This is a genomic window from Myroides sp. LJL115, from assembly GCF_054871665.1.
The window spans coordinates 17,058-32,885 of the sequence record NZ_JBTXLS010000007.1 but is presented as its reverse complement, the minus strand read 5'-3'; the positions used below and the strand labels follow the sequence as shown (position 1 = coordinate 32,885).

General features: G+C 32.6%; 14 protein-coding genes and 1 tRNA gene. 8 read left to right on the top strand and 7 right to left on the bottom strand.

Annotation, left to right across the window (positions count from 1 at the left end; genetic code table 11):
• Window positions 1-3: 3 nt before the first annotated feature.
• The 3 genes from ACYSNX_RS03045 (at window position 4) to pafA (ending at window position 3,856) form a co-directional block, all read left to right on the top strand.
• Complete coding sequence (locus ACYSNX_RS03045; RefSeq protein WP_461753215.1) at window positions 4-1,296, top strand: TolC family protein; 1,293 nt, start codon at window positions 4-6, stop codon at window positions 1,294-1,296.
• Between the two features lie 7 nt (window positions 1,297-1,303).
• Window positions 1,304-1,984, top strand: a complete 681-nt coding sequence (locus ACYSNX_RS03040) for a porin family protein (RefSeq protein ID WP_461753214.1) — start codon at window positions 1,304-1,306, stop codon at window positions 1,982-1,984.
• A gap of 222 nt (window positions 1,985-2,206) precedes the next feature.
• A complete protein-coding gene (gene pafA, locus ACYSNX_RS03035; RefSeq protein ID WP_461753213.1) occupies window positions 2,207-3,856 on the top strand; it encodes an alkaline phosphatase PafA in 1,650 nt (549 codons plus the stop codon).
• A 272-nt stretch (window positions 3,857-4,128) separates the two neighbouring features.
• Here pafA and ACYSNX_RS03030 read toward each other — a convergent pair whose 3' ends face one another.
• From ACYSNX_RS03030 to ACYSNX_RS03020, 3 genes are read right to left on the bottom strand one after another with little or no spacing between them, the layout of a single operon-like run.
• Window positions 4,129-4,821, bottom strand: coding sequence for an HAD family hydrolase (locus tag ACYSNX_RS03030; protein WP_461753212.1), 693 nt, complete (start codon window positions 4,819-4,821; stop codon window positions 4,129-4,131).
• 33 nt (window positions 4,822-4,854) lie between these two features.
• Window positions 4,855-8,205, bottom strand: a complete 3,351-nt coding sequence (mfd, locus tag ACYSNX_RS03025; RefSeq protein WP_461753211.1) for a transcription-repair coupling factor — start codon at window positions 8,203-8,205, stop codon at window positions 4,855-4,857.
• Window positions 8,206-8,221: 16 nt separating this feature from the next.
• Window positions 8,222-8,806: a hypothetical protein gene (locus ACYSNX_RS03020; protein ID WP_461753210.1), complete on the bottom strand. Its 585-nt coding sequence runs from the start codon at window positions 8,804-8,806 to the stop codon at window positions 8,222-8,224.
• A 153-nt stretch (window positions 8,807-8,959) separates the two neighbouring features.
• On the opposite strand from ACYSNX_RS03020, the gene ACYSNX_RS03015 reads away from it, so the two are divergent.
• Entirely contained in the window at window positions 8,960-9,913 is a 954-nt protein-coding gene (locus tag ACYSNX_RS03015; RefSeq protein ID WP_461753209.1) for an NAD-dependent epimerase/dehydratase family protein, read from the top strand.
• A 239-nt stretch (window positions 9,914-10,152) separates the two neighbouring features.
• On the opposite strand, the gene ACYSNX_RS03010 is transcribed toward ACYSNX_RS03015, so the two are convergent.
• Window positions 10,153-10,323: a hypothetical protein gene (locus tag ACYSNX_RS03010; protein WP_461753208.1), complete on the bottom strand. Its 171-nt coding sequence runs from the start codon at window positions 10,321-10,323 to the stop codon at window positions 10,153-10,155.
• A gap of 92 nt (window positions 10,324-10,415) precedes the next feature.
• Between ACYSNX_RS03010 and ACYSNX_RS03005 the strand changes: the two genes are divergently transcribed.
• The 3 genes from ACYSNX_RS03005 to ACYSNX_RS02995 all read left to right on the top strand — a co-directional run bounded on the left by ACYSNX_RS03005 (window position 10,416) and on the right by ACYSNX_RS02995 (window position 12,534).
• Complete coding sequence (locus ACYSNX_RS03005; RefSeq protein ID WP_461753207.1) at window positions 10,416-11,711, top strand: NAD-dependent succinate-semialdehyde dehydrogenase; 1,296 nt, start codon at window positions 10,416-10,418, stop codon at window positions 11,709-11,711.
• Between the two features lie 23 nt (window positions 11,712-11,734).
• A complete protein-coding gene (locus ACYSNX_RS03000) occupies window positions 11,735-12,373 on the top strand; it encodes a trimeric intracellular cation channel family protein (protein ID WP_461753206.1) in 639 nt (212 codons plus the stop codon).
• Window positions 12,374-12,460: 87 nt separating this feature from the next.
• Window positions 12,461-12,534, top strand: a tRNA-Asn gene (locus ACYSNX_RS02995).
• Between the two features lie 166 nt (window positions 12,535-12,700).
• On the opposite strand, the gene ACYSNX_RS02990 is transcribed toward ACYSNX_RS02995, so the two are convergent.
• From ACYSNX_RS02990 to panC, 3 genes are read right to left on the bottom strand one after another with little or no spacing between them, the layout of a single operon-like run.
• Window positions 12,701-13,663, bottom strand: coding sequence for a lysylphosphatidylglycerol synthase transmembrane domain-containing protein (locus ACYSNX_RS02990; protein WP_461753205.1), 963 nt, complete (start codon window positions 13,661-13,663; stop codon window positions 12,701-12,703).
• A gap of 10 nt (window positions 13,664-13,673) precedes the next feature.
• On the bottom strand, window positions 13,674-14,024 hold the full coding sequence (gene panD / locus ACYSNX_RS02985) for an aspartate 1-decarboxylase (RefSeq protein ID WP_461753204.1): 351 nt from the start codon (window positions 14,022-14,024) through the stop codon (window positions 13,674-13,676).
• A gap of 12 nt (window positions 14,025-14,036) precedes the next feature.
• Window positions 14,037-14,885 (bottom strand): pantoate--beta-alanine ligase, encoded by an 849-nt coding sequence (panC, locus tag ACYSNX_RS02980; protein ID WP_461753203.1) that lies wholly within the window; start codon window positions 14,883-14,885, stop codon window positions 14,037-14,039.
• Between the two features lie 110 nt (window positions 14,886-14,995).
• Between panC and ACYSNX_RS02975 the strand changes: the two genes are divergently transcribed.
• A complete protein-coding gene (locus ACYSNX_RS02975; RefSeq protein WP_461753202.1) occupies window positions 14,996-15,799 on the top strand; it encodes a glycogen/starch synthase in 804 nt (267 codons plus the stop codon).
• Window positions 15,800-15,828 lie beyond the last annotated feature (29 nt).

Sequence of the window (15,828 nt, the reverse complement as noted above, 5' to 3'; positions counted from 1 at the left end):
ATAATGAAGTTAAAATATATTAAATTATTAGTTTGTATAAGCGTGTTTTTGTTGAGTCCTCTTGGAAGGGCTCAACAAATAGAGCAAGTAGTTACGACACCTATTACTTATCAAGAATTCTTGCAAAGAGTCTTTTCGGATAATTTTTCACTTGCTGCTCAGCGTTTCGAAGTAGATATTGCTAATGCTCAAGTGGTAGCCTCTAAGATAATGCCAGATCCTGAGTTAAGTTTTGCTTGGTTTGATAATCAACAAAAAAGGCTTGATATGGGATATGGATTTGAAGCGGAAGTATCTTGGGATCTAGAACTAGGTGGAAAAAGAAAAGCAAGAAATCAATTGGCTTTAAATCAATTAGAATTAACCCAGTTAGAACTCAGGGAGTTTTTTGAGAATTTACGTGCTCAAAGTACCATTAGTTATTTCCAGGCACTGCAAAACATGGAAATTGTTGCTATACAGAAAAGCTCTTATGAATCTATACTACAGGTTTCTCAAAGTGATAGTATCCGATATAGTTTAGGACAAATTAGTCAAGTTTCTGCTATACAAAGTAAACTTGAGGCTAGCAATATGTTACATGATTTAGAGGATGCTTTAGATGAGTTAAATACTAGTCTACTTGATTTAAACACTCTTGTATCTAACACTAATACCAATGAATTATTTAGCCCATTAGGTGATTTTAATCATTTTGAGCGTTTATTTTCTTTAGAAGAATTACTGCAAACGGCTCAATATAACAGAGTGGATTTAATGGTAGCTGAGCAAAGTATAAGTGTAGCGGATAAAGAAATAATATTGGCTAAAAAAGAAAAAGTCATAGATCTAGGTCTTACTTTGGGAGTTGAGACTAATTCTTATGCCCAAAACATCATTGCACCAACTCCGAGCCATACTGTAGTTAAAGCTGGTGTAAGTGTGCCTTTAAAATTTTCTAATAAAAGAGAAAGTGGGGTGAAATCTGCTCAATATAGCCATGAGATGGCTTTACTTGAATATAAAAATTTACTTATTCAAGCTAATACAGAAATACAGGGAGCCTTCAAAAATTACCTAACTAAACAAAAACAGATTTATCGTTATCAAAGCGGCATGCTAGTAGAAGCTAAGCAAGTTTTTGAAGGAATTAGATATAGTTATTTAAGAGGTTCAAGTAGCTTACTAGAAGTATTGGAAGCACAAAGAACTTATAATGATACTCAGGTATCCTATGCAAATACTTTATTGGAATATGCCATCTCATTGGTAGAGTTAGAAAGAGCTGCTGGAATTTGGGATATTGAATTTAAATAAAAAGAGTATGAACAAATATATTTTATGGCTTACTTTAAGTTTTACTTTAGCTTTAAGTGCGCAGAATCAAGATAAAGTTTCTTTTGGGGTAAAAGCTGGATGGCTACAATCTACCCTGATAGGAAAAGATAAAGAAGTTTTTGCCTCTAAAGGGAAGATTGAAGCTTCCAATAATTTCTTTGCAGGTTTACAAGTTGATAATCCTATTAATAGGCATATTGGTTTCAAACACGAAGTCTTTTATCAAAATTATGGAGTAAGTTTTGATGTAGAGCATCAAACATATGGGACAATAAAGTCAAAACTACAAATGCATAGTATTCGGATTAACCCTATTAGTTTTAGTGTAAAGAGTACAGGCTTTGATCTATATGCAGGGCCTTATATTAATGTGCTTTTAAATTCAAGTATAACCGGAGTGGATCAAAATGGAAATACCTATAAGGATTATTCCATTTATGGAGATAGTTCTAATGATCAAAGCCAAGGGGATTATCTTCAAAAGATGGACTATGGGCTAGTTTGTGGATTAAGCTATAATTTTGGTTTTGGCCTTAGTTTGGGAGCCCAATATACAAGAGGATTTGCTTCCCTATTAGATAATTCTAATGCATATGAAAATGACAACCGAGCTAAGAGTAGTGTTTATAATTCTAGTTTTGGAGTGTTTGTTAGCTATAATTTATAAGTAGAGTATTTTTAAATGTTAGTGTTGTGTTAAAGTAATAAGACTTAATACTTTAGTAAAGAAAGGTTAATTTATAGGTAATATGTTTTAATGAAAATAATCTCAATTTTGATTTGGTTATTTAGCGTTTTTATTACATTTGCTTTAATAGATTTATGAATGTTATAGAATATAGTTTACTTTAAATAATAGGTGGGCTTATTTGTATTAAAATCCAAAAAAATGAAATTCAGTTCAAGCATTTTTGCAGCAGTTTGCTGTTTGTTTTCTTTAGGAGGTTTAGCTAATTCTTCTACTAAGGATAAACCAAAATTAGTAGTGGGAGTTGTAGTAGATCAAATGCGTTGGGATTACCTATATCGCTATTATGATCGCTACCAAGACAATGGCTTTAAACGTCTTTTAAACGAAGGGTTTACTAGTGAAAATACCAATATTGATTACGTTCCGACTTTTACTGCTATTGGACACAGTACTCTTTATACTGGAAGTGTACCGGCAATTCATGGTATAGCAGGTAATGATTTTATTATTCAAGCTACAGGTGAGAGTATGTACTGTACTCAAGATGATAGTGTACAAGGAGTCGGAGGACAGGGTAGTGTAGGACAACAGTCTCCTAAGAACTTATTAGTTTCCACGGTAACGGATCAACTAAGGTTAGCGACTAATTTTCAGAGTAAGGTAATTGGAATTTCTATCAAAGATAGAGGTGGAATTTTACCAGCAGGTCATTTTGCCAATGCTGCTTATTGGTTAGACGGAAATAGTGGACATTGGATAACAAGTACTTATTATATGGAAGATTTACCTAAATGGGTAAAGAAGTTCAATGATCAAAAAAATGTGGATAAGTATTATAAGAAAGGTTGGAATACATTATACGATATAGACACTTATGTTTTAAGTAATCCAGACAATAGCATATACGAAGGAAAGTTTGATGGAGAGGACAAACCTGTTTTTCCTAGAAACTTAGTGAAATTGAAAAAACAAGGAGGTTATGAGTTGATTAAGGCAACCCCTTATGGTAACAGTTTAACTTTGGACTTTGCTGTTGCTGCTATTGAAGCAGAGAATTTGGGTAATAATCCTAAAAATGTAACAGACTTTTTAGCTGTTAGTTTATCTTCTACAGATTATATTGGACATCAGTTTGGAATCGAATCTGTTGAAATTGAAGATACTTATTTAAGATTAGATCAAGACTTAGCAGCATTTTTAACTTATTTAGATAATAAAATAGGAAAAGGAGAGTATACATTGTTTTTAAGTGCTGACCACGGAGCAGCGCATAATCCTCGTTATTATAAGGATCAAAGCGGAAATGCTGGTTATTTTAATACCTCTGTTACTCGAAATATGCTAAATGAAAAATTAGAGAAAAAATTTGGAGAGCCTAAGCTTATAATAAGCATGAGTAACTACCAGGTTCATTTAGATAATAAGCTAATAGCAGAGAAAGATTTGGACGAATCTGCTATTCGTGAATTGATTGTAAAAGAGCTTAAAAAAGTGGATGGTATCGCTTTTGTAACAGATATGGATAATACTTCATCTTCAAGTATTCCTTCGCAAATTAAAGAAAGAATTATTAATGGATATAATTTAAAGCGAAGTGGTGTTGTTCAATTTATTCTAGAGCCACAATGGTATAGTGGACGTGAAAATAGTACAGGTACTACTCATGGTACTTGGGGATCATACGATGCACATATTCCTGCTGTATTTATGGGATGGGGAGTAAAACCAGGAAAGACTATACGCCCTACAAATATGACAGATATTGCACCTACTATCGCAGAGATTTTAAAAATAGAAATGCCAAATGGTAACATAGGTACTCCTATTTTTGAAGCGATTCAAGATTAGTAATTTCAGTGGTTGAGTGAAGACTCAACAATTCTATAAAAGCAATTTTCTTTATAATAAGGAAATTGCTTTTTTTAATTTTTTTAAAAAAAGTTGAGCTTTAGTATAAAAAAGGGGCTGTCTCACAATTGAAGACAGCCCCGTTTTTTGTTTAATAAATATCGTATTTTACCTAGTATAATTTAATTATTTAATTTGAAATATAAACTATACCTAACAAATTACCTCTGAATGACAACGAAGTAACCTTTTTGAGACAAACCTTTTTTATTTTATGGTAATAAGTCTACGACTTGAGAAAGCTGCTTAATTGTTTTAAAATTAGGATGTACCACCTCGTGATCCACATGTTCATGTAACCAAGTAGTATGAAAAGGTACATGCACTGCATATCCTCCTAACTCTAGAACTGGTAGTACATCTGAACGTAAAGAATTTCCAATCATAAGAAACTCTTCTGCTTTGATATCTAAGCGTTTTAGTAGTTGTACATAATCTGTAGGTTCTTTGTCTGTCATTACCTCAATATGATGGAAGTATTTTCCAAGCCCTGATTTATGTAACTTCCTATGTTGGTCTTTTAAGTCACCCTTAGTAGCAACTACTAATTTATATTTACTTTGAAGTTCTTCAAGTACACCTTGTACATCATCTAAAAGTTCCACAGGTTTAGTAAGTAGTTCTTTACCTATTTGTATGATTTTCTGGGTCGTTTTAGCTGTGATATGTCCTTTAGATATGTAATTTGAGGCTTCTAACATAGAAAGAGTAAAACCTTTAATTCCATAACCATAAAGAGGAAGATTGTCAATTTGTGTTTTAAAAAGAACTTGTGAAATACTTTGATGGGTTAAGTAGTCTTCCATTAAAATGCAAAATTGTTTTTCTGCTTGGTTAAAAAAAGGCTCATTAATCCAGAGAGTATCATCCGCATCAAAAGCAATAACTTTTATAGTTGAATTCATTGTTTTTTAAATATATAATTAGTTTTTCAATGCTTATTTTTGATTCAATAGCATTGTAAATTCTAAGGCTTGTTTTATTGATTTGACATGATCAAAAGTCAAAATCAAACGAAGTCCTTGTTTGGTTTGTTTTTCCTTTAATTTACAAAGGTTAGCATGCTGTTGCACAAAAGTAAGTACTTTTGAAAAGGCAGAGGACTGGTAAAAACCAGAATCTTGAGCCGCAATAAAGTAGCATAACATCTTACCTTGTTTTAGTACAACTTTTTCAATGCCCACTTTACTTGCATACCATTTGATTCTAAGACTATTTAAAAGAGCAATAGCAGGTTGAGGTAATGGACCAAAACGGTCAATTAATCTTTTTTGATATTCTATTAATTGTTCTTCTGACTCTAACTGACTTAATTCATTATAAAGGTTAAGCCTTTCCGTTATATTATTGATATACTCATCTGGAAATAGGATTTCAAAGTCGGTGTCAATTTGAGTTTCTTTTACAAAAGAAGTAGGACCTTGTTTATCTTCTTGGGCATATAAGTCTTTAAATTCGTCTTCTTTAAGCTCTTCGATTGCCTCTTGCATAATTTTTTGATAGGTTTCAAACCCGATTTCATTGATGAAACCACTTTGTTCTCCGCCAAGTATGTCTCCAGCTCCTCTAATTTCCAAGTCTTTCATTGCGATATTAAACCCACTACCTAAATCACTGAATTGTTCTAAAGCATGAATACGCTTTCTGGCTTCTTCTGTCATTACCGAAAATGGTGGACATATAAAATAACAAAACGCCTTTTTATTACTTCTACCAACCCTACCCCTCATTTGATGTAAGTCAGATAATCCGAAATTATTAGCATTGTTGATTAAGATTGTATTTGCATTTGGTACATCTAGACCACTTTCAATAATTGTTGTAGCTACTAGTACATCAAATTTCCCATCCATAAAAGATAGCATAAGCTCTTCTAATTTTTTACCATCGAGTTGTCCATGACCTATTCCCACTTTAGCATCAGGAACCAATCGTTGGATCATTCCGGCTACTTCTTTGATGTTTTCAATCCTATTGTTAATGAAATACACTTGACCTCCTCGTTGTATTTCATAGGTGATAGCATCTCTAATGATTTCTTCATTGAATCCGATAACGGATGTTTCAATAGGATATCGGTTTGGTGGAGGAGTTGAAATCACAGATAGGTCTCTAGCAGCCATAAGGGAGAACTGTAGAGTTCTAGGAATTGGAGTTGCTGTTAGAGTAAGGGTATCTACATTTTCAGAAATTGTTTTCAATTTATCTTTAACTGCCACGCCAAACTTTTGCTCTTCATCAATAATAAGCAAACCTAAGTCTTTAAATGAAACGCTTTTATTAACTATTTGATGGGTTCCAATCAAGATGTCGATTTTTCCTAGAGCTAGTTGTTGTAGAATTTCAGTTTTCTCTTTAGCTGTTCGAAAGCGATTTAAATAATCTACACGAACCGGCATGTCTTTTAACCTTTCGGTAAATGTTTTATAATGTTGGAAAGCTAGGATGGTAGTTGGTACAAGAATTGCAACTTGCTTACCATTTTCAACTGCTTTAAACGCTGCACGAATTGCAACCTCTGTTTTACCAAAACCAACATCTCCACAGATTAACCTATCCATTGGACGATCACTTTCCATATCATTTTTCACATCTTGTGTAGCTGTAATTTGATCTGGAGTATCTTCATAGATAAAGGAGCTTTCTAATTCATGTTGCAGATAACTATCTGGTTGAAATACAAAACCTTTTTGTGCTTTTCTCTTTGCATACAACTGTATAAGATTAAAGGCAATATGCTTGACTCTTGCTTTTGTTTTATTTTTTAAATTCTTCCAAACATTTGAACCAAGTTTATGGACTTTTGGGGTAGTGGCATCCTTACCATTGTATTTTGCAATTTTATGTAAGGAATGTATACTTACATAGACAAGGTCATTATCCGCATAGACCAATTTAATAGCCTCTTGGGTTTTACCTTCTACCTGTATTTTTTGTAAGCCTCCAAACTTCCCAATACCATGATCGATATGAGTAACATAATCTCCTACTGCTAGGGAATTTAGTTCCTTTAGAGTAATATTTTGTTTTTTGGAAGTGGTATTTTTAATCGTGAATTTATGGTATCTCTCAAAAATTTGGTGATCCGTGTAACAAGCTATTTGATTTTCTTCATCTATAAACCCTTCGTATAATGGAAATACAAGTGTTTTATAGGATTCAACAGCTGTGTTTTGTTGTTTTAGTGTACTGAAAATTTCTTTGAATCTCTTTGCTTGGTTGTCATTGGCGCAAAATAGATAGTTAGTTATACCATCTTGTGTGTTTTGGTTCAGGTTAGCTACCAAAAGATCAAACTGCTTATTAAAAGAAGGTTGTGGCTTTATATGGAACTCATAAGTTTTGGTATTATCAAAGCAACCACTAGAGGACAGTTCAATTGTTTTAAATAATTCTAGTTGATTTGTAAACTCCTTAGAGTCGATAAACATATCACTAGGCTCACTATGCTTAATATCTTTAGAAAGTTGCTTAAAAGCATCATTTGCCTTGGAAAAGAAATTGTCTAATTGTTCTCTAATATGACTTAGATCCTGAGTAATCACTACTGTTGAAGAACTAATATAATCTAGAAAACTTTCTCTGGTTTGTTGTGTGAACTTGTTTTCTAAGTTAGGAATAATTGTTATCTTCTTTTGCAGCTCTAATGATAATTGAGTTTCTACATCAAAGGTTCTAATACTATCTACTTCATCTCCAAAAAACTCAAGACGGTAAGGATGATCATTAGAGAAAGAGAATACATCTACTATTCCCCCACGTAAAGCAAACTCTCCAGGTTCAGAAACAAAATCTACTCTTTTGAAATTATATTCAAATAGGGTTTCGTTTAGAAATTCTATATTTAATTTATCTTGAACCTTTACAGTTAGAGTGTTTTGTTCTAATGTTTTTTTAGTTACAACTTTTTCAAAGATTGCCTCTGGGTAGGATACAATAATCAATGATTTTTTAGAAGTACTAATTCGGTTTAAAACCTCTGCCCTTAATAAAATATTTGCGTTATCTGTTTGTTCAATTTGATAAGGTCTTTTATAAGAGCTAGGATAAAAGAGTACCTCTTGTTTATTGATTAAGTTTTCTAAATCATTTAAATAATAGGCAGCTTGTTCCTTGTCATTTAGTAAAAATAGGAAGTTCTGCTTGTCTTGATTGAAAATACTTTCAATCAAGAAAGAAACAGAAGACCCAATCAGTCCTTTACAGTATAATTTTTGAGCGCTGTTTTGTAAGTCTTTTAAAATTTGTTGTGTTTTAGTTGACTTACCAAATATATTTTTAATTTCCATTTTGGGTCATTCACTTTTAATTCGTCGGATTAGCTCTTCTTACAGTATCTAAAAGTTGTTGAAAATCAACAGCAGAATTAGCATTAAGAGTTGGCTTACTAAGGTTGTTTTGCATTTGAGAAAGTAAGATATCTAAATTCTCATTTACCTGATCTAAAGATTGTTGCACTTTGTCAATGTCAATTGGGTTCAATTGTAGAAACATATTTAAGTTCTTTATTGATGTAGACAAAACAGTCACCCTAGCTTTTATATCAGGTGTATCAAGTGCTTCAGGATACTTTAAGTAACTTAAAGAGGAAAGCTTATTGTCTAAAACTTTAATTTTATTTTGATATGCTCCAATAGAAGTTACAGGCTTTATAGCCAATTCTTGAGCGAATTCTTGCCAAATTTTCCAATCATCTAGAATAGTTTGTAATTCTTGTGAATTTTGTTTGACTTGAAAATGCCAATTTGTTTCTAAAAAAGCAAAAACACTATCATTGTGTTGCATAACAGACTCGTTAAGCTTTTGTTGTGAATTGTCCTTTTGTTGACAAGAGAAAGCAGTTAAACAAAATAAAACTATTAGTAGGGTAAGAAATATTCCTTTTTTCATTGTAAAATAAATAATGATTCAAATTTACAAAGTTATAACTTAAGAAATGCTACAGAAAAACATAATATTACCTAAGTAAGAAAGTTAACGTAATTATTTTGATAATTAGGTTTTAGTTCTGTTATATTTGTAGGGAATAAAAACAGTAGTTTAATGGGAACCAAAATTCTAATCATTGGAGCATGCGGACAAATAGGGTCTGAGCTTACATTAAAATTAAGAGGGATATACGGAAATCAAAACGTAATAGCCTCTGATATTAGAGAAGGTAATGATAACTTAATGACATCAGGACCGTTTGAGATTATTAATGCGATGGACTTTGATGCGGTTGCTGCAGTTGTAGAAAAGCACCAAATTGATGAGGTGTATTTAATGGCAGCGTTGCTTTCCGCTACAGCAGAAAAGAACCCTGCTTTTGCATGGGATTTAAACATGAACTCTTTGTTTCATGTATTGAATTTAGCTAAAGAAGGAAAAATAAAGAAAATATTTTGGCCATCTTCTATTGCTGTTTTTGGTCCTACAACACCTAGGTTTAATACTCCTCAATATACAGTGATGGAACCTAGTACAGTGTATGGTATTTCAAAACAAGCAGGAGAGCGTTGGTGTGAATATTATTTTGAAAAATTTGGAGTGGATGTTAGAAGTATTCGTTATCCAGGTTTAATCTCTTGGACTACTCCTCCTGGAGGTGGTACTACTGATTATGCAGTAGATATTTTTTATAAAGCGATACAAGATAAACATTATAATTGCTTCTTATCTAAAGATTCTGCCTTACCAATGATGTATATGGAAGATGCTTTAAATGCAACTGTTGGTATTATGCAAGCAAAGAAAGAGGATGTGAAAATTAGATCTTCTTATAACTTAGCAGGTGTTTCTTTTACACCAGAGCAGATTTACAACGAGATAAAAAAACACATTACTGATTTTACTATTTCTTATGAGCCTGATTTCCGTCAAGCTATTGCAGATAGTTGGCCAGCTAGTATTGATGACTCTCGCGCTTTTGAAGATTGGGGATGGAAACATCATTACGACTTAGCAACCATGACGGATGTAATGTTGGAAAATTTAGAAAAAGTATTGAAAAAATAAATAAAAACCGGTATATTAACATACCGGTTTTTTTATTTTCTTAATTTTTTAAATACTAGGTTAAACAAAGGAATAACCGTTATAATTAGAGCTATTATTAAGCCAATCGAACTATCTGTTTGATTTAGAATGTTTTGAGTTTGTAAAACAAGCGTTAAGGCAATCAGTAGTAAACCTATCGTTAATAGAATAAGGTTTTTTTTCATTTATTTGTAAATTTACAATTAGTACGTTTGAAACTAGCCTGCTTTATTAAAAATATAGATTACAATTGGCATTGCAATCATTACCATACAAACGGATCCAAAAAAATACGCTGTTTGATCATTTAAAAAACCTAAAGCAAATAAGGTTATTGTTGCTATTAATAGTATAATACCAACAAGAAATATTTTTGTGTTTCTTTTCATAAGTGGGAATTTGAATCTGGACACTAAGGTAGTTTATAATCAATAATTGAACAAGAAAGTATGATAACTTTCTGGTCTATAAAAATTTATATATGCAAAAAGATATCCAAGCACTAGTGCAACAAGCAGATAACTCTTTTCTAAGCTGGAAGAAAGTTAATGTAGAAGAGCGAATCATTTATCTGAAGAAAGTTAAAGATAAGCTTTTAGGTAATTTAGAATATTACAGTGAGTGTATGACAAAAGACATGTATAAGCCTATTTCTCAAAGTATTGCAGAGGTAAAGAAATGTGCTGTTTTAATTGATTATTACATAGAGAATTCTGTAGAAATTTTAAAGCCTAGAGATATTACTACCAATTGGTCCCAGACTTTTGTTTCTCATGAGCCTTTAGGTGTTATTTTAGGGGTTATGCCTTGGAATTTTCCATTTTGGCAAGTATTTCGATTTGCGATTCCTACAATAGCCTCTGGAAATACTGTAGTTGTAAAACACGCAAGTAACGTCCCTTTATCTGCCGCGGCCTTAGAGGATTGTTTTACGATAGAGGGGTACCAACATCTTTATCAGAACTTACCTATTGCTGCAAGCCAAGTAGAACAGATAATACAAAACAATAAAGTTAAAGGTGTTTCTTTAACAGGAAGTGAACATGCTGGTAGTTCGGTAGCGAAAAGTGCTGGGCAATATATCAAGCCAGTTGTGTTAGAGCTAGGCGGGAGTAATGCTTTTATTGTTCGTCAAGATGTAGACTTAGATGTTGTTGTTCCACTAGCTGTTACAGCACGCTTTCAAAATACAGGACAAAGCTGTATAGCTGCTAAGCGTTTTATAGTGCATAATTCAATTGTTGATGATTTTATCCAAAGGTTTTCAAAAGAGGTGAAATCCCTTAAAAAGGGCGATTTAATGGATAAGACAACTACGATAGGTTTAATGGCTAGAGAAGATTTGGCTATAGAGCTAGAACAGATAATGACTCAGTCTGTAAGTCAAGGAGCTAAAGTTGTTTTTGGAGGTAAGAGGGATAAAAATTGGTTTGAGCCAACTTTATTAACAGACGTTACTTGTGAAATGCCTGCATTTACTCAAGAAACATTTGGCCCTTTAGCAGTGGTAGTTGGGTTTGATGACTTTAAAGATGCTATAAAGATGAGTAATGATTCTACTTTTGGATTAGGAGTTAGCATTTTTTCCAAAGACGTAGACTTTTTAAAAAGCCAGGTTGCTGAGTTTGAAGATGGGGCAGTATTTATAAACGAAATGGTTATTTCTGATCCGAGAGTACCGTTTGGTGGGACAAAGCTTTCTGGAATAGGTAGGGAAATGTCTAAAGAAGGATTGCTTAATTTTGTTAACCAAAAGTCTGTTATTATAAATAATTAAAGCTGTAATAATGTGTTTTTCTTATGTCTGATTCATTAATATATTTATGGGACTCTATCTATTTTGTAGATATTATAGAGTTTCTAGGTACTATTGCCTTTGCTATTTCGGGTATTCGATTGGCTTCTGCTAAAAATGTAGATTGGTTTGGAGCTTTGTTTATTGGTTTTGCCACCGCAACAGGAGGAGGTACTTTAAGGGATATTCTATTGGGACTAACTCCATTCTGGCTTCTGTCCTCTGTATATGTTTGGGGAACGATTATTGCTCTTCTTATTGTAGTTATTTTTTCTAAACAATTAATAAAGCTAAATAGTACATTTTTATGGTTTGACAGTATAGGGTTAGGTTTATTTGTAGTAGTAGGAACAGAAAAAACACTTTTATTGGACTATCCAATTTGGGTAGTTATGATTATGGCAACCTGTACAGGAGTAGTAGGGGGTATTATTCGGGATATTCTAATCAATGAAATTCCCGCTATATTTAGGCAGGAATGGTATGCAGTTACTTGTGTTTTGGGGGTATGTGTCTACTATCTCTTAACTTATTTGAGTGTAGACATCGTAATTGTACAAATTATTACAGCAACCTTTGTTTTTGTAATTCGCTTATTGGCAACTCGTTATAAATGGATGCTTCCAACTTTAAAACAAGAATGAAAAAATATGTATAATTGTTAGGACTTTTTTTGGGCAAAGTAAAAAAAACAACTATATTTGCATCGCAATAAAGGTAATACATCACCTTCCTCCTTAGCTCAGTTGGTTAGAGCATCTGACTGTTAATCAGAGGGTCCTTGGTTCGAGCCCAAGAGGGGGAGCAAAGCTAGACAGAAATGTCTAGCTTTTTTTTTGTCCAGTAATTGGGCTTATGTAGTATTGGATGAATCAGGATCATTAAATACAGTATAAAAGGCATCGTAAGCTAAGAAAGAGAGCTATTTTGATCTATGAAATGTATTTAAATCGTTTAAAACTAATTTGTTTTTATTTCTTAGTATATACCAAGGGTAGAAGAAGGAAAGAAAGAGCACCTAAAACCACAACTATAGCGGTTTGCGTACTCCAAATTATCCACCCAAAAGAAGCAGCGCCTACTGCATCGATAGAGTAAAAGCGCAGTATTTCAGTAATTATTAAAGGGAAAGCTCCAATTCCTCCATTTGTAAAAGAAATAGCAAAACTACCTGCAACAAATGCAGCCATTACCGCTCCAATACTAAGAGATGAGGTTTGCTCCAATGCATATGTAGCGCAATAGAAAGTTGCTATATAGCCTATCCATATTATACATGTAAGCAATATAAAGGCAAGCTTATTAGGCATAAGAAGTACACTTGAAACTCCCTCAATTAATCCGCTTATCTTTCTTTTAATAAAAGTGATTATTTTGTTTTCTATCCAGAAAAATAGGATCCACAATAATGCTATTATAAAAAATAACGATCCAATGAGTAAGTAAATCTGCTCGTAGGAAATATATTTACCTAAGAAAGATTTTAGTATATCAAATTGCAATAAAAGAGTAACACTTACACAAAGTAGTAAGCAAATTAAGTCTATAATTCGTTCTGCTATAATACTTCCGAAGCCTTTGTCAAAGGGAACGGAATTGTATTTCTGTAAAACTAATGCTCGAGATACTTCTCCTGATCTAGGAACAGTTAAATTAAGAAGGTAGCCAATACAGATAGCCATAAAGTTAGAGGAAGTAGAGCTAGTATAGCCCATGTGAGATAAAACGAATTTCCAACGATAGGATCTAGCCCATAAACTGAGTAAAGTAAATAAAGATGCTAATAGTATATAAAAATAATTCGCATGCTTAAAATTGGATAAAATTTCCTTTAACTGTTGGTCAGTGAATTGGGTGTAAGCGTAAAAAACCAAAGACACTCCCAAAAGTAGTGGGAGTGTTATATTGGCTATTTTACTTAAATTCTTATTCAAAAAAACACGATTATCTTAGAGAATTATCCTCTTCATTAGGGAAAACGATAGCTGGTTTAAAGCTTTTAGCTTCCTCGAAGTCCAATATTCCATAAGAGATAATAATTATGATATCTCCTTTGTGTACTTTTCTAGCAGCTGGCCCATTAAGGCAAATCTCTCCACTGTTTCTGTTTCCAGGAATGATATAAGTTTCAAAACGCTCTCCATTGTTCACATTAACAATAGAAACCTTTTCTCCCTCGATCATGTTAGCAGCTTCTAATAAAGCCTCATCAATGGTTATGCTACCAATGTAATTTAAATCAGCACCTGTAACTGTTACACGGTGAATTTTTGATTTTACTACTTCAACTTGCATTTCGCTTTAGTTTTAGTTAAACTTTAAATTGTCAATTAAACGAATACCTTCAATATGTGCCACTAAAAAACCTCGGTAAGATTTACCTGTTTCTTTTTGGGTTGCAGTTAGTAAAGTTTCTTCTTCCGCTATTGTAAAGTATTCGAGCTCAAAGTTAGGATTATTTTTAAATTCATTGGCAACAAATAGGTTAACTTTATCAATACTTTCACTTTGGAAAATTTCTTTAGCTTTATTTAATACTTGATAAAGGAAAAGAGAAGAATCTAAGCCTTGTTTTGAAATTCGCTCGTTTCTTGAGCTCATTGCTAAACCTTCTGAAGTTCTAAAAATAGGTACACCTATGATATTTACAGGTATATTATAGTTTTTTACTAATTTTTTTATAATTAGTAATTGTTGAAAATCTTTTTCTCCAAAGTAAGCATTGGTGGGCTTAACTAATTCAAATAATTTTTTCACAATTGTTCCTACACCATTAAAATGTCCAGGGCGCTGAGCACCCTCCATTTGGCTTTCTAATCCGTCAAATACAAAGTTTTGAGCCACAGCATTGTCACTATACATTTCTTCAACACTAGGTGCGAAAATTACTATTTTGTCAGATATAGTAGCTATTGTTTGCATATCTCTATCCAATGTCCTCGGGTAATTTTCTAAATCCTCAGAATTATTAAACTGAGTAGGGTTAACAAAAATGCTTACAACTGTACAGTCGTTTTCAGTAATAGATTGTTGCATTAAAGATAGGTGACCTTGATGTATAGCCCCCATTGTAGGTACAAGACCTATTGTTTTTCTAGCCTGTCTGAAGGAGTTTAAATACTCCTGTAATTCGGCTTTTGTACTAAAAAGAAACATTAGCTTTCTGTTTAAAATAATGGCAAAATTAGTTATTTAGAAAATAACTCACTAAATTTTTGTAAATTTGCAACGTTTATTTATTTCACCCAAAGAAATTACGAATGAATATGAAAGAAAAGAGGATATTGTACGTATCATCTGAGGTGGTACCTTATTTAGCAGAGAATGAAGTTTCATTAATGTCTTATGATGCTCCAAAGATGATCAATGACCAAGGCGGGCAAATAAGAATTTTTATGCCTAGATACGGAAGTATAAACGAGCGTAGACATCAATTGCACGAAGTAATTAGATTATCAGGAATGAATTTAGTGGTTAATGACATGGATATGCCATTGATTATTAAAGTTGCTTCTATTCCTAAAGAAAGAATTCAAGTTTATTTTATTGATAACGACGAATACTTCAAACGTAAATCTACATTTACGGATGATGATGGAAATCTATTTCCAGATAATGACGAAAGAGCAATTTTCTTCACTAAGGGAGTGATTGAAACAGTTAAAAAGCTAAATTGGGTTCCAGATGTTATCCATGTACAAGGTTGGATGGCTTCCTTATTGCCAGTTTATTTAAAACATTACTATAAAGATGAAGCTATTTTTGGTGAAACAAAGATTGTTACATCCATTTTTGAGGAAGGTTTTGAAGGACAATTAAGTGATGAAATGAGAGCTAAAATTGCTTTTGATGGATTGTCAGAAGATATTATTGCTGATTTTGGCGAGCCTACTTATGAAAACATTATGAAAAATGCAATCATTAACTCAGATGGAGTTATTGTTGCTTCAGAAAAAATAGGTTCAAATTTAACAAAAATTATAGAATCTTCTGAAAAACCTTTTTTACCTTACGTGCCTAAAGAGGAGTTCGCAGAAGCTTATAGTGAGTTTTATAAGAAATTCCTTTAAAATTTTAACAAACCAATTTTGTATTAGAA

Bases quoted from the DNA above. Each gene is read 5' to 3' on its own strand.
- ACYSNX_RS02975 (WP_461753202.1), top strand. From the start codon at position 14,996: ATGAAAGAAAAGAGGATATTGTACGTATCATCTGAGGTGGTACCTTAT.
- panD (WP_461753204.1), bottom strand. From the start codon at position 14,024: ATGCAAGTTGAAGTAGTAAAATCAAAAATTCACCGTGTAACAGTTACA.
- ACYSNX_RS03030 (WP_461753212.1), bottom strand. From the start codon at position 4,821: ATGAATTCAACTATAAAAGTTATTGCTTTTGATGCGGATGATACTCTC.
- panC (WP_461753203.1), bottom strand. From the start codon at position 14,885: ATGTTTCTTTTTAGTACAAAAGCCGAATTACAGGAGTATTTAAACTCC.
- ACYSNX_RS03020 (WP_461753210.1), bottom strand. From the start codon at position 8,806: ATGAAAAAAGGAATATTTCTTACCCTACTAATAGTTTTATTTTGTTTA.
- mfd (WP_461753211.1), bottom strand. From the start codon at position 8,205: ATGGAAATTAAAAATATATTTGGTAAGTCAACTAAAACACAACAAATT.
- ACYSNX_RS03040 (WP_461753214.1), top strand. From the start codon at position 1,304: ATGAACAAATATATTTTATGGCTTACTTTAAGTTTTACTTTAGCTTTA.
- ACYSNX_RS03045 (WP_461753215.1), top strand. From the start codon at position 4: ATGAAGTTAAAATATATTAAATTATTAGTTTGTATAAGCGTGTTTTTG.
- ACYSNX_RS03010 (WP_461753208.1), bottom strand. From the start codon at position 10,323: ATGAAAAGAAACACAAAAATATTTCTTGTTGGTATTATACTATTAATA.
- pafA (WP_461753213.1), top strand. From the start codon at position 2,207: ATGAAATTCAGTTCAAGCATTTTTGCAGCAGTTTGCTGTTTGTTTTCT.
- ACYSNX_RS03005 (WP_461753207.1), top strand. From the start codon at position 10,416: ATGCAAAAAGATATCCAAGCACTAGTGCAACAAGCAGATAACTCTTTT.
- ACYSNX_RS03000 (WP_461753206.1), top strand. From the start codon at position 11,735: ATGTCTGATTCATTAATATATTTATGGGACTCTATCTATTTTGTAGAT.
- ACYSNX_RS03015 (WP_461753209.1), top strand. From the start codon at position 8,960: ATGGGAACCAAAATTCTAATCATTGGAGCATGCGGACAAATAGGGTCT.